Genomic DNA, 12,798 nt, shown 5'->3' with positions numbered 1-12,798 from the left:
CCACGGCTCTCACACGCGCGTGAGCGCCGATTCCGCGGCCGGCCCCGGCAGGTCCGGCACGACGGCGGGCCGCTCGCGCAGTGACAGCAGGACGCGCAGGACGCCGATCCACACCAGGCAGGAGCCGAACATGTGCAGGCCGACCAGAGCCTCGGGAAGGTCCGTGAAGTACTGGACGTAGCCGATGACCCCCTGGCCGAGCAGGATCAGGAACAGGTCGCGGGTGCGGTCCAGCGGGCCCCTGGGGGCGTCGACCGCCTTGAGGACGAACCACAGGGCGAAGGTCAGCGTGACCACGATCCACGCCAGCACGGCGTGCAGCTTGGCGACGTTCTCCCAGCTGACGTGCATACGGTCGACCTCGCTCGAGTCGCCCGCGTGCGGACCCGCGCCGGTGACGACCGTGCCGACGGCGATCAGCACCACGGCCGCGGCGACCAGACACCACACGAGCTGCTGCACCGCCTTGCCGACCAGCGGGCGCGGCGCGGCGGAGCCCTCACGGGTGCGCTGCCACATCACGGCGGCGACGGTGATGAGCGCGGTCGAGAGCAGGAAGTGCGCGGCGACCGTGTACGGGTTGAGGCCGACCAGGACGACGACGCCGCCGAGGATCGCGTTGCTCATGACGATCCAGAACTGCGCCCAGCCGAGCCGGGTGAGGTCGCGCCGCCACGGCTTCTCGGAGCGCGCGGCGATGATCGCCCAGCCGACCGCGGCGCACAGGACGTAGGTCAGCATGCGGTTGGTGAACTCGATGAACCCGTGGAAGCCCATCTCGCTCGTCGCGGTGAGCGAGTCGGCGGTGCACTTGGGCCAGGTCGGGCAGCCGAGCCCCGAACCGGTCAGCCGTACCGCGCCGCCGGTGACCACGATGACCACGGACATGACCAGCGCGGCGAGGGCCGCGCGGCGGACCGTCCGTGCGGTCGGGGTCCAGCGTTCGGCGATGAGGGCGAGCGGGTTGCGCGCGAGGGCTACGGCGTCGGCTCGGGTCACGTTTGGCACGCGCCCCATCGTAGGCGGCTGCTTGTGCACGCCTTCACGAGGGCCCCGGGCAGTCCCGCGCGTCGCAGCTCACCGGCCTCGTCGCGGGCCACGCGGGACCTCCCGCGCGGCCCGGCGCCCGGCCGGCCCGGCCGTCACTCCCAGCGGAAGAAGCGGGCCGCCGCCGCCAGCGCGACGACCGCCCAGACCGCCAGGATCCCCAGGTCGCCCCACGGCATGCCCGCACCGTGCTGGAGCACGTCCCGCAGGCCGTCCGAGAGCGCCGAGATCGGCAGCAGAGCCAGCACGTCCTGGACACCCGGGGGGAACTTGTCCAGCGGGACGATGACCCCGCCGCCCACCAGCAGCAGCAGGAAGACCAGGTTCGCGGCGGCCAGGGTCGCCTCCGCCTTCAGCGTGCCGGCCATCAGCAGGCCCAGGCCCGAGAAGGCGGCCGTGCCGAGGATCAGCAGGAGCAGGACGGCCGCCGGGTTGCCGTGCGGCGACCAGCCCAGCGCGAAGGCGATCACCGTCAGCAGGATGACCTGGAGGACCTCCGTGACCAGCACGGACACCGTCTTCGCGGTCATCAGACCCCAGCGGGGGAGCGGGGAGGCGGCGAGCCGCTTCAGCACGCCGTAGCGCCGCTCGAAGCCGGTGGCGATGGCCTGGCCGGTGAAGGCCGTCGACATCACCGCGAGTGCCAGGACGCCGGGGGTGAGGAAGTCGACCGCCGCGCCCTTGCCCGTGTCGACGATGTCCACCGAGCCGAACAGGACCAGCAGGAGCGCCGGGATGACGACCGTGAGGAGGAGCTGCTCGCCGTTGCGCAGCAGCATCCTCGTCTCGAGCGCGGCCTGCGCGCCGATCATGCGGGGCAGGGGGGCCGCCCCCGGGCTCGGGGTGTAGGTGCCGGCGGTGGTCACGAACGCAGCTCCTTGCCGGTCAGTTCCAGAAACACGTCTTCGAGGGTGTGCCGCTCGACGGAGATCCTCTCCGGCATCACCCCGTGCTGCGCGCACCAGGAGGTGACGGTGGCCAGCAGCTGCGGATCGACCTTGCCGCCCACCCGGTAGGCGCCGGGGGTCAGCTCGGCCGCCGTGCAGTCGGCCGGGAGGGCCTTCAGCAGGGAGCCGACGTCGAGGCCGGGGCGGCCGGTGAACCGCAGGGTGTTCTCGGCGCCGCCGCGGCACAGCTCCTCCGGGGAGCCCTGTGCGATGACCCGGCCGGCGTCGATGATCGCGACGTCGTCGGCGAGCTGCTCGGCCTCGTCCATGTGGTGCGTGGTGAGGATGACCGAGACCCCGTCGCTACGCAGGTCGCGGACCAGGTCCCAGGTGGCCCGGCGGGCCTGCGGGTCCAGGCCGGCGGTCGGCTCGTCGAGGAAGACCAGCTCCGGGCGGCCGACCACGGCCATCGCGAGCGCGAGGCGCTGCTGCTGGCCGCCGGACAGCCGCCGGTAGGCCGTACGGCCACAGCTGTCGAGGCCCAGGCGCGCTATGAGCGCGTCGACGTCGAGGGGGCGGGCGTGCAGTTTCGCCACGTGCCGGAGCATCTCGTCGGCCCGCGCGCCGGAGTAGACCCCACCGGACTGGAGCATCACGCCGATACGGGTGTGCAGCTCACCGGACTGTCTCACCGGGTCGAGGCCCAGGACGCGCACCGTGCCGGAATCCGGCCTCCGGTACCCCTCGCAGGTCTCGACCGTGGTCGTCTTGCCGGCCCCGTTGGGACCGAGTACGGCGGTGATGCCCGCCCTGGCCACCAGGTCGAGGCCGTCCACCGCGGTCTTCGTGCCGTACCGCTTCACCAGGGCCTGGACCTGGACCACGGGCTCGCTTCGCATGAGGAGCAAGTCTAGGGACGTCTCCGGGGCCCGCGGGCGCCGGGGGCCGCATCCGGGCCGGGCGCACCGGGGCGGTGCAGCGTGAGCCAGCGCTCCGCGTACGCCACCGCGTCGGCGACCGGGAACAGGCGTACGTCGGCCGCGCCCACCCGGCCGCGTACGACGGGGCGGTCCCGCTCGAAGTCGGAGCCCAGCTGGTCGAAGCGGTCGGAGTCGATCGCGACCTCCGTGACCACCTCCCACCGGGTGGCTCCCCGTGCCGTCCGCACCGGGCGCCCCACCTCGACGAGCGGCGCCGGTATGCGGTACTCGGCGAGATGGAAGCTGGTGCAGGTGTCGTAGCCCGTGCCGAGCAGGAGCACGCGGGCGCCGAGGGCCTCCAGCCGGGCCAGCGGGCTGCGCTCACCCAGCCGGCAGTCCGGGGCGTGGCCGTCGACGATCTCGGCCGCGCGCGGGCCGAGAGCCGCGAAGGAGGTCTGCGGGTGCGCGCTGCGCAGGGCGCCGGGCCAGGTGCGGACGGTCTCCGGGACCACGCCGAGCCCACGGGTGGGGGTGACGAGGGGGTCGTAGGCGGGCATCGTCGCCCGAATGGTCGACCACCACTCCTCGGGGACCGGCGGCCGGCTCCACAGGGCCGGGTCGGACAGCTCGCCGGACTGCGTGGGGACCACCAGCGTGCCGTCGGGGCCGAGCGCGTCGAGCAGACCTTGGACGACCGCGACCGGGCCGCCGTTGACCCAGCCGAGGGATCGGAGCGAGGAGTGCACGAGGAGCGCTTCGCCGGGCCGGACGCCGAGTGCGCGAAGCTCCGCCGCGAGGGTGCCCCGGGTGACGAGTGGGCCGGTGGGAGGGGGTGTCGACATGCTCCGGGAGTCTCCCCGAGACCACACCCCGATGCCACCGAATTGATCGATCAAAGATCGTTTCCCCAGGTCAGCTTAGGCATGCCTAAGTGATGCACCGCACCGTCCGCCTCCTGGGACGCGGCTTGTCAGGTCCTGAGGAATTACGCAACAATGGCGTTGTGAAAAACGTTGGCGAGGCTCGGGAGACCCCCACGGGGGCCCCGCAGGAGGAACTCGCGACCGGTGAGCGGTCCACCCGCAACCGGGTCGCGCGGTCCATCCTGGACCACGGCCCGTCGACGGTGGCCGACCTCGCGGGACGGCTGGGGCTGACCCAGGCCGCCGTGCGCCGCCACCTCGACGCGCTCGTCGCCGACGACGTCGTGGAAGCTCGTGAGCAGCGGGTCTACGGCGCGCGCACGCGCGGCCGTCCCGCCAAGGTGTTCGCCCTGACCGACTGCGGCCGGGACGCCTTCGACCAGTCCTACGACACGCTCGCCGCCGACGCCCTGCGATGGATCGCGGAGCGTGAGGGCGGGGACGAGGCGATCGTCGCCTTCGCCCGCGCCAGGATCGCCGCCCAGGCGGACGCGTACCGCGAGGTCATCGAGTCCGCGGCCCCCGAGGGCCGCACCGAAGCCCTGGCCAAGGCCCTGAGCGCGGACGGGTACGCTGCTACGGCGCGCAGCGCACCGGTCGGCGAGCAGCTCTGCCAGCACCACTGCCCGGTCGCGCATGTCGCCGAGCAGTTCCCGCAGCTGTGCGAGGCGGAGACCGAGTTCTTCTCCCAGCTGCTCGGCACACATGTCCAGCGACTGGCCACCATCGCCCACGGCGACGGTGTGTGCACGACGTTCATCCCCAAGATTTCCAAGTCCGATCAGCGCGATCCCAACGCATCTGCAAGCACCGCCGGGAGGAACCCCGCATGACGCTCCCCATCGAGGAGACTGCCCACCCTGAGCTCGAGGGTCTGGGTACGTACGAATACGGTTGGGCCGACTCCGACGTGGCCGGTGCCTCTGCGAAGCGCGGCATCAACGAGGACGTCGTCCGCGACATCTCCGGGAAGAAGAACGAGCCGGAGTGGATGACCAAGCTCCGCCTCAAGGGCCTGCGCCTCTTCGAGAAGAAGCCCATGCCCAACTGGGGCTCGGACCTGTCGGGCATCGACTTCGACAACATCAAGTACTTCGTGCGCTCCACGGAGAAGCAGGCGGAGTCCTGGGAGGACCTGCCCGAGGACATCAAGAACACGTACGACAAGCTCGGCATCCCGGAGGCGGAGAAGCAGCGCCTCGTCGCGGGTGTCGCGGCCCAGTACGAGTCCGAGGTCGTCTACCACCAGATCCGTGAGGACCTGGAGGAGCAGGGCGTCATCTTCCTGGACACCGACACCGCTCTCAAGCAGCACCCGGAGCTCTTCAAGGAGTACTTCGGCACGGTCATCCCGGTCGGCGACAACAAGTTCGCGTCGCTGAACACCGCGGTGTGGTCCGGCGGCTCCTTCATCTACGTGCCGAAGGGTGTGCACGTCGAGATCCCGCTCCAGGCCTACTTCCGTATCAACACGGAGAACATGGGCCAGTTCGAGCGGACGCTGATCATCGTCGACGAGGACGCCTACGTCCACTACGTCGAGGGCTGTACGGCGCCGATCTACAAGTCGGACTCCCTGCACTCCGCGGTCGTCGAGATCATCGTGAAGAAGGGCGCCCGCTGCCGCTACACGACCATCCAGAACTGGTCGAACAACGTCTACAACCTGGTCACCAAGCGCGCCGTGGCGTACGAGGGCGCGACCATGGAGTGGATCGACGGCAACATCGGCTCCAAGGTCACCATGAAGTACCCGGCCGTCTACCTGATGGGCGAGCACGCCAAGGGCGAGACCCTGTCCATCGCCTTCGCGGGCGAGGGCCAGCACCAGGACGCCGGCTCCAAGATGGTCCACATGGCGCCGAACACCTCGTCGAACATCGTCTCCAAGTCGGTGGCGCGCGGCGGTGGCCGTACCTCGTACCGCGGTCTGGTCGAGATCGGCGAGGGCGCCCACGGCTCGAAGTCCAACGTGCTGTGCGACGCGCTGCTCGTCGACACGATCTCCCGCTCGGACACGTACCCCTACGTGGACGTCCGCGAGGACGACGTGTCCATGGGCCACGAGGCGACGGTCTCCAAGGTCTCCGAGGACCAGCTCTTCTACCTGATGAGCCGAGGGATGACCGAGTTCGAGGCGATGGCGATGATCGTGCGCGGCTTCGTCGAGCCGATCGCCAAGGAACTGCCGATGGAGTACGCCCTCGAACTCAACCGGCTGATCGAACTGCAGATGGAAGGCTCGGTCGGTTAACCGCCGCCTTCCGGAAACAGCTGGTGGCCCGCCCCTCCCGGCGGGCCCGAGGATCTCCACCGACGCAGGAAAGAGAGCAGACCGACAGCCATGGCCGAGGCTCAGAACCCCCCCACCCTCAACTCCGTTCGGGCGGGGGGACCCCCACCGCTGGGTTCCACCACCGCCGGGCAGATCGCGGTGGCCGCCGAGTCGACCGTCGCCACCCGCATGAGCGCGCCCCCGTCCTTCGACGTGGCGGACTTCCCGGTCCCCCACGGCCGCGAGGAGGAATGGCGCTTCACCCCGCTGGAGCGCCTGCGCGGGCTGCACGACGGCACCGCGGTCGCCACCGGTGACGGCGTGAAGGTCGACATCCAGGCGCCCGAGGGCGTCCTCGTGGAGACCGTCGGCCGTGACGACGCCCGGCTGGGCACGGCGGGCACCCCCGTCGACCGCGTCGCCGCCCAGGCGTACTCGGCGTTCGAGAAGGCCGGTGTCATCACCGTCCCCAAGGAGACGGTGCTCACCGAGCCGATCCGCATCGCCGTGCACGGCGAGGGCGGGGTCGCCTACGGCCACCAGGTCGTCGAGCTCGGAGCCTTCGCCGAGGCCGTCGTCGTCATCGACCACACTGGCGACGCGGTGCTCGCCGCCAACGTCGACTTCGTGCTGGGCGACGGAGCCAAGCTCACCGTCGTCTCCGTCCAGGACTGGGACGACAGCGCCGTCCACGTGGGCCAGCACAACGCCCTGATCGGCCGGGACGCCACCTTCAAGTCGTTCGTGGTCACCTTCGGCGGCGACGTCGTACGCCTGCACCCGCGGGTCTCCTACGCCGGCACCGGCGGCGAGGCCGAGCTGTTCGGCCTGTACTTCACCGACGCCGGCCAGCACCAGGAGCACCGCCTCCTGGTGGACCACAACACCCCGCACTGCAAGTCCAACGTCATGTACAAGGGCGCGCTCCAGGGCGACGGCGCCCACGCGGTGTGGATCGGCGACGTCCTCATCGAGGCCAAGGCCGAGGGCACGGACACCTACGAGATGAACCGCAACCTGGTTCTGACCGACGGCGCCCGCGTCGACTCCGTGCCGAACCTGGAGATCGAGACGGGCGAGATCGTCGGCGCCGGTCACGCCTCCGCCACCGGCCGCTTCGACGACGAGCAGCTCTTCTACCTGATGGCCCGAGGGATTCCGGCCGACGAGGCCCGTCGGCTCGTGGTCCGCGGCTTCTTCGCCGGACTGGTCCAGCAGATCGGCGTCGACGACATCGAAGAGCGCCTTCTCGTGAAGATCGACGAGGAGCTGGAGGCGTCGCTCTGATGACCGCCTCGACGACGTTCGTACGCGCCTGTGGGCTGAGCGAGCTGGAGGAGGACACCCCGAAGCGGGTGGAACTCGACGGCACGCCGGTCTCGGTCGTGAAGACCGAGGGGGAGGTGTTCGCGATCAACGACATCTGCTCGCACGCGAACGTCTCGCTCTCCGAGGGCGAGGTGGAGGACTGTCAGATCGAGTGCTGGCTGCACGGCTCCGCGTTCGACCTCCGCACCGGCAAACCGTCCGGCCTGCCCGCGACGCGCCCCGTCCCCGTTTACCCCGTAAAGATCGAAGGGGACGATGTGCTCGTCTCCCTCTCCCAGGAGTCCTGAGGAACCCATGGCTACGCTTGAAATCCACGACCTGCACGTCACCGTCGAGGCCGACAACGCCACGAAGGAGATCCTCAAGGGCGTCGACCTCACCGTCCGGCAGGGCGAGACGCACGCCATCATGGGCCCCAACGGCTCGGGCAAGTCGACCCTCGCCTACTCGCTCGCGGGCCACCCGAAGTACACGATCACCGGTGGCACCGTGACCCTCGACGGCGAGGACGTCCTGGAGATGTCCGTCGACGAGCGCGCCCGCGCGGGCCTGTTCCTGGCGATGCAGTACCCGGTCGAGATCCCCGGTGTCTCCGTCTCCAACTTCCTGCGCACCTCCGCCACCGCCGTCCGCGGCGAGGCCCCCAAGCTGCGTACGTGGGTGAAGGAGGTCAAGGAGACCATGGAGCGCCTCTCCATGGACCCCGCCTTCGCCGAGCGCAACGTGAACGAGGGCTTCTCCGGCGGTGAGAAGAAGCGCCACGAGATCCTTCAGCTGGAGCTTCTCAAGCCGAAGATCGCGATCCTCGACGAGACCGACTCCGGCCTGGACGTCGACGCCCTGCGCGTCGTCTCCGAGGGCGTGAACCGCGTCCGCGAGAGCGGCGAGGTGGGCACCCTGCTCATCACGCACTACACGCGCATCCTGCGCTACATCAAGCCCGACTTCGTCCACGTCTTCTCCGCCGGTCGGATCGTCGAGTCCGGCGGTGCCGAGCTCGCCGACAAGCTGGAGAACGAGGGGTACGAGGCTTACACGAAGGGTGGCGTATCAGCGTGACGCAGCTGCCGGGCCTCCTCGACACCGAGGCGATCCGCAAGGACTTCCCCATCCTGGACCGACTGGTCCACGACGGCCGGAAGCTCGTGTACCTGGACAACGCGGCGACTTCACAGAAGCCGCGCCAGGTGCTGGACGCCCTCAGTGGTTACTACGAGCAGTACAACGCCAACGTCCACCGCGGTGTGCATGTGCTCGCCGAGGAGGCCACGGCGCTGTACGAGGGCGCGCGCGACAAGGTCGCCGCGTTCATCAACGCGCCGAGCCGCGACGAGGTGATCTTCACCAAGAACGCCTCCGAGTCGCTCAACCTCGTGGCCAACATGCTCGGCTGGGCCGACGAGCCCTACCGGGTCGACCACGAGACCGAGATCGTCATCACGGAGATGGAGCACCACTCCAACATCGTGCCGTGGCAGCTGCTCGCGCAGCGCACGGGCGCGAAGCTGAAGTGGTTCGGCCTGACCGACGACGGCCGTCTCGACCTCTCGAACATCGACGAGATCATCACCGAGAAGACGAAGATCGTCTCCTTCGTGCTGGTGTCGAACATCCTGGGCACCGTGAACCCGGTCGAGGCGATAGTGCGCCGCGCCCAGGAGGTCGGCGCGCTGGTCTGCATCGACGCCTCCCAGGCCGCTCCGCACATGCCGCTGGACGTACAGGCCCTCCAGGCCGACTTCGTGGCCTTCACCGGCCACAAGATGTGCGGCCCGACCGGCATCGGCGTCCTCTGGGGCCGCCAGGAGCTGTTGGAGGACCTGCCCCCGTTCCTGGGCGGCGGCGAGATGATCGAGACGGTGTCGATGCACTCGTCGACGTACGCCCCGGCGCCCCACAAGTTCGAGGCGGGCACCCCGCCGATCGCCCAGGCGGTCGGTCTCGGCGCGGCGATCGACTACCTGAACGCGATCGGCATGGACAAGATCCTCGCCCACGAGCACGCGCTCACCGAGTACGCGGTGAAGCGGCTCACCGAGGTCCCCGACCTGCGGATCATCGGCCCGACCACGGCCGAGGACCGCGGCGCGGCGATCTCGTTCACGCTGGGTGACATCCACCCGCACGACGTGGGCCAGGTCCTGGACGAGCAGGGCATCGCGGTCCGGGTGGGACACCACTGCGCGCGCCCGGTCTGCCTGCGCTACGGAATTCCTGCGACCACGCGAGCGTCGTTCTACCTGTACTCCACGCCGGCCGAGATCGACGCTCTGGTAGACGGCCTGGAGCACGTCCGGAACTTCTTCGGCTGAGGGGCTGGCTGGGATCGTGAAGCTGGATTCGATGTACCAGGAAGTCATCCTGGACCACTACAAGCACCCGCACGGGCGGGGCTTGCGGGATGGCGATGCCGAGGTGCACCACGTCAACCCGACGTGCGGCGACGAGATCACGCTGCGCGTGAAGTACGACGGCGAGCAGATCGCGGACATCTCGTACGAGGGGCAGGGCTGCTCCATCAGCCAGGCCTCGGCGTCCGTGCTCAACGATCTGCTCGTCGGCAAGGACGTGTCCGAGGCGCAGAAGATCCAGGAGACCTTCCTGGAGCTGATGCAGTCCAAGGGCCGGACCGAGCCGGACGAGGCGATGGAGGAGGTGCTGGAGGACGCGGTCGCGTTCGCCGGTGTCTCCAAGTACCCGGCCCGGGTCAAGTGCGCCCTCCTCAGCTGGATGGCGTGGAAGGACGCGACAGCCCAGGCTCTGGGCGAGAGCGCCGAGAGGAAGACGGCATGAGCGAGAACGAGACCCTGACGACGAAGCCGGCCTCGGAGGACGAACTCCGCGAGGCGCTGTACGACGTCGTCGACCCCGAGCTGGGCATCGACGTCGTCAACCTCGGCCTGATCTACGGCATCCACATCGACGACGCGAACATCGCGACGATCGACATGACCCTGACGTCCGCGGCCTGCCCGCTCACCGACGTCATCGAGGACCAGGCCAAGTCCGCCACGGACGGCATCGTCAACGAACTGCGCATCAACTGGGTCTGGATGCCGCCGTGGGGCCCGGACAAGATCACGGACGACGGGCGCGAGCAGCTTCGGGCACTCGGCTTCAACGTCTGACCGGTCGTCCGTTCCGGCCTCCGACCGGACGTCCACCGCGGCGTCCGGTCGTACGCCCACCCCGGCGTCGTACGTGCGTGGCCCCCGGCAGTGCGCCGGGGACCACGCACGTTTTCGCTGTTCCCGCTCCGCTGCCGGTCGCCCGGCCCCGATTCCGGGCTCAGGTCAGGCCGTCGACCACACGGAACGCCGAGTCCGCGCGGAAGAGCCGGGAGTTGTCGTACGCCTCCAGGCGGAGCCGGAAGTTGCGGTGCCGCAGATAGCGGCCCGGATAGTTCAGCGACTCCAGCATGACGGCGCCGCTGTACGCCGAGGTCCGGGGGCAGAAGGTGGCGTCCCGCTCGAAGAGGGCGGAACCGTCGTCGCGGTCGGCACGCAGGACGAAGTCCCGATGGCGGAGGTAGCCGCCGTCGGCGGTGGCGAAGGAGTAGCAGGAGGCGTTCCCGAGCCCCGCCACCACCGTGAAGTCGGCGTCCCGCCTGATGTCGGCCGGACTGTCGGCGGTGACCTCGTCGAGACGGACGTAGCCGTGGCGCAAGTGCCAGTACCGGTCCGGGTAGTTGACGGACCGGACCGATTTCGGCGAGGGCGTGGAGGAGGGCCGGGACGCGGGAGGCTTGCTGGACGGGGCCGCTTTGGACGGTCCGGTGGTGCCGGGAGCGCCCATGCTGTCGGAGCCCCGTGCCGAGGACTTGGGGGAGGCCTGGCCCGTCGGCGCGGAGCCGGAAGCCCGTGCGGAGGACGGGGTGGGCTCGCCGGCCGGGGTCGCCGCCTCGCCGGAGGCCGTGGTGAAGTCGGCGGGCGGCAAGGGCGGTTCCGTGTCGGAGACGGTCCGGTTCGCCCGGTCCCATGACGCGATGTCAGTTCGCTGGTCCAGTACGGCGATCGCGGTGGTGACGAGAACCGCCACCGCGAGTCCTCCGGCCAGCCAGAGCCGCCGCGTTCCGGGCAGCCGTTCCCCGTCCGGGGCCGCACCGCTCAGCCAGGGCGCCGGGGACCCTGTGAAGGAAGGCGGTTCCGCCGGGTGGCGGGCACCGTGGGGAGTGGGACGCCAGGCGGGTTCCTCCGCGGTGGGCGCGGGACGGTCGGGCCCTCGCTCGGGGTCCGGCGATATCTCAGGCATGCGCGTACCTCCAGCGTCGCCCGGGGCGCACGCGGATTCGTCCACTGGTTTCCGTACAAGAGGGGCGCGAGCGCCCGGATCGGCGTCGGCCGTGAAGATCGGGTGTGCGGCTGGTGAAACAGTAGTGGAAACGGTGAGTTCTGAGCAGTCGTTCGACTGAGTGATCCCTTCCGATCTCCCGCGATCTCCAGGGCTCGGCAGCCCCCGGACGCAGCCCCCACGCGAGTGGGGCGATCCGTTTATGTACAGGTGTACGCATCGATGTGTACCCTCGTACACATGGGATACCTGCTGCTCGCCGGGGCCATCGTCTCCGAGGTGGCCGCCACGACCGCCATGAAGTACAGCGAGGGCTTCAGCAGACTGTGGCCGTCACTGGTGACCGCCCTCGGATATGTCGTCGCCTTCCTCCTGCTCGCGCAGTGCCTCAAGACCGTCCAGGTCGGCACGGCCTACGCGATCTGGGCCGGCGCCGGGACCGCCGTCATCGCCGCGATCGGCATGCTCTTCCTCGGGGAGGCGCTCACCGTCACCAAGGTGGCCGGGGTACTGCTGATCATCGGCGGGGTCGTGGTGCTGAACCTGGGCGGAGCCCACTGATGGCCCCGCGCCGCTACGACCCCGAGCGACGCCAGCGCATCATCGACGCGGCGATCCGCGTGGTGGGCGGCAAGGGGCTCGCCGGGCTGAGTCACCGCTCCGTCGCCACCGAGGCCGATGTGCCGCTCGGCTCCACCACCTACCACTTCAAGACCCTCGACGAACTCATGGTCGCCGCCCTGCGCCAGACGAACGAGGGCTTCGCCGAGATGGTCGCCGCGCGTGGCGCGCTCGAGGACCCCCGCGTCGACCTCGCGGGCGAACTCGCCGGGCTCATGGGCGCATGGCTCGCCGGGGAGCGCACGGGGGTCGAGCTGGAGTACGACCTGTACCTCGCCGCCCTGCGCCGCCCCGCGCTGCGCCCCGTCGCCGCCGCCTGGGTCCAGGGACTCGTCGACCCCCTCGCCCGCCGCACCGACCCCGTCACGGCGCGGGCGCTCGTGGCCCTGCTGGACGGCATCTGCCTCCAGGTGTTGCTGACCGGGGGGACCTACGAAGAGACGTACGCGCGGGAGGTGCTGGGACGGCTGATCGGCGGGAGCGGGAGCGGAGCCGGGGGCTGAGAA

General features: G+C 70.1%; 15 protein-coding genes. 10 read left to right on the top strand and 5 right to left on the bottom strand.

What is annotated here, in order from left to right; genetic code table 11:
* Nucleotides 1-9: 9 nt before the first annotated feature.
* The 4 genes from HEP85_RS10540 to HEP85_RS10525 all read right to left on the bottom strand — a co-directional run bounded on the left by HEP85_RS10540 (nt 10) and on the right by HEP85_RS10525 (nt 3,696).
* Complete coding sequence (locus tag HEP85_RS10540) at nt 10-1,017, bottom strand: heme A synthase (RefSeq protein ID WP_168527550.1); 1,008 nt, start codon at nt 1,015-1,017, stop codon at nt 10-12.
* A 125-nt stretch (nt 1,018-1,142) separates the two neighbouring features.
* Nucleotides 1,143-1,859 carry an ABC transporter permease gene (locus HEP85_RS10535; RefSeq protein WP_168533505.1) on the bottom strand — a complete coding sequence of 239 codons (717 nt, stop codon included), beginning with the start codon at nt 1,857-1,859 and terminating at the stop codon, nt 1,143-1,145.
* Nucleotides 1,860-1,909: 50 nt separating this feature from the next.
* Nucleotides 1,910-2,833, bottom strand: a complete 924-nt coding sequence (locus tag HEP85_RS10530; RefSeq protein ID WP_168527549.1) for an ABC transporter ATP-binding protein — start codon at nt 2,831-2,833, stop codon at nt 1,910-1,912.
* Between the two features lie 11 nt (nt 2,834-2,844).
* Complete coding sequence (locus HEP85_RS10525) at nt 2,845-3,696, bottom strand: aminoglycoside N(3)-acetyltransferase (RefSeq protein WP_168527548.1); 852 nt, start codon at nt 3,694-3,696, stop codon at nt 2,845-2,847.
* A gap of 161 nt (nt 3,697-3,857) precedes the next feature.
* Here HEP85_RS10525 and HEP85_RS10520 point away from each other — a divergent pair, with 161 nt between their 5' ends.
* From HEP85_RS10520 to HEP85_RS10485, 8 genes are all read left to right on the top strand, one after another.
* Entirely contained in the window at nt 3,858-4,610 is a 753-nt protein-coding gene (locus tag HEP85_RS10520; RefSeq protein WP_168527547.1) for a metalloregulator ArsR/SmtB family transcription factor, read from the top strand.
* Complete coding sequence (gene sufB, locus HEP85_RS10515) at nt 4,607-6,031, top strand: Fe-S cluster assembly protein SufB (RefSeq protein WP_168527546.1); 1,425 nt, start codon at nt 4,607-4,609, stop codon at nt 6,029-6,031. Before HEP85_RS10520 ends, sufB begins: the two co-directional genes overlap by 4 nt.
* Before the next feature lie 90 nt (nt 6,032-6,121).
* Nucleotides 6,122-7,339, top strand: a complete 1,218-nt coding sequence (gene sufD, locus HEP85_RS10510) for a Fe-S cluster assembly protein SufD (RefSeq protein WP_168527545.1) — start codon at nt 6,122-6,124, stop codon at nt 7,337-7,339.
* Nucleotides 7,339-7,668 carry a bifunctional 3-phenylpropionate/cinnamic acid dioxygenase ferredoxin subunit gene (locus HEP85_RS10505; RefSeq protein WP_168527544.1) on the top strand — a complete coding sequence of 110 codons (330 nt, stop codon included), beginning with the start codon at nt 7,339-7,341 and terminating at the stop codon, nt 7,666-7,668. The genes sufD and HEP85_RS10505 overlap by 1 nt, the downstream gene beginning before the upstream one ends.
* Nucleotides 7,669-7,675: 7 nt before the next feature.
* Nucleotides 7,676-8,440 carry a Fe-S cluster assembly ATPase SufC gene (gene sufC, locus HEP85_RS10500; protein ID WP_168527543.1) on the top strand — a complete coding sequence of 255 codons (765 nt, stop codon included), beginning with the start codon at nt 7,676-7,678 and terminating at the stop codon, nt 8,438-8,440.
* Nucleotides 8,437-9,693: a cysteine desulfurase gene (locus HEP85_RS10495; RefSeq protein WP_168527542.1), complete on the top strand. Its 1,257-nt coding sequence runs from the start codon at nt 8,437-8,439 to the stop codon at nt 9,691-9,693. The genes sufC and HEP85_RS10495 overlap by 4 nt, the downstream gene beginning before the upstream one ends.
* A 16-nt stretch (nt 9,694-9,709) precedes the next feature.
* Complete coding sequence (sufU, locus tag HEP85_RS10490) at nt 9,710-10,174, top strand: Fe-S cluster assembly sulfur transfer protein SufU (RefSeq protein WP_168527541.1); 465 nt, start codon at nt 9,710-9,712, stop codon at nt 10,172-10,174.
* Nucleotides 10,171-10,509: a metal-sulfur cluster assembly factor gene (locus HEP85_RS10485; RefSeq protein WP_168527540.1), complete on the top strand. Its 339-nt coding sequence runs from the start codon at nt 10,171-10,173 to the stop codon at nt 10,507-10,509. Before sufU ends, HEP85_RS10485 begins: the two co-directional genes overlap by 4 nt.
* Before the next feature lie 160 nt (nt 10,510-10,669).
* Here the strand turns inward: HEP85_RS10485 and HEP85_RS10480 are convergent, their stop codons facing one another.
* On the bottom strand, nt 10,670-11,632 hold the full coding sequence (locus HEP85_RS10480) for an AbfB domain-containing protein (protein WP_168527539.1): 963 nt from the start codon (nt 11,630-11,632) through the stop codon (nt 10,670-10,672).
* Between the two features lie 279 nt (nt 11,633-11,911).
* On the opposite strand from HEP85_RS10480, the gene HEP85_RS10475 reads away from it, so the two are divergent.
* Nucleotides 11,912-12,232 (top strand): multidrug efflux SMR transporter, encoded by a 321-nt coding sequence (locus HEP85_RS10475; RefSeq protein ID WP_168527538.1) that lies wholly within the window; start codon nt 11,912-11,914, stop codon nt 12,230-12,232.
* Nucleotides 12,232-12,795, top strand: a complete 564-nt coding sequence (locus HEP85_RS10470) for a TetR/AcrR family transcriptional regulator (protein WP_168527537.1) — start codon at nt 12,232-12,234, stop codon at nt 12,793-12,795. Before HEP85_RS10475 ends, HEP85_RS10470 begins: the two co-directional genes overlap by 1 nt.
* The last annotated feature ends 3 nt before the right edge of the window (nt 12,796-12,798 follow it).

The organism is Streptomyces sp. RPA4-2 (assembly GCF_012273515.2).
Lineage (GTDB): Bacteria > Actinomycetota > Actinomycetes > Streptomycetales > Streptomycetaceae > Streptomyces > Streptomyces kaempferi.
Note: the sequence above shows the minus strand (reverse complement) of the source record. Positions and strands in the feature narration are given on the sequence as shown.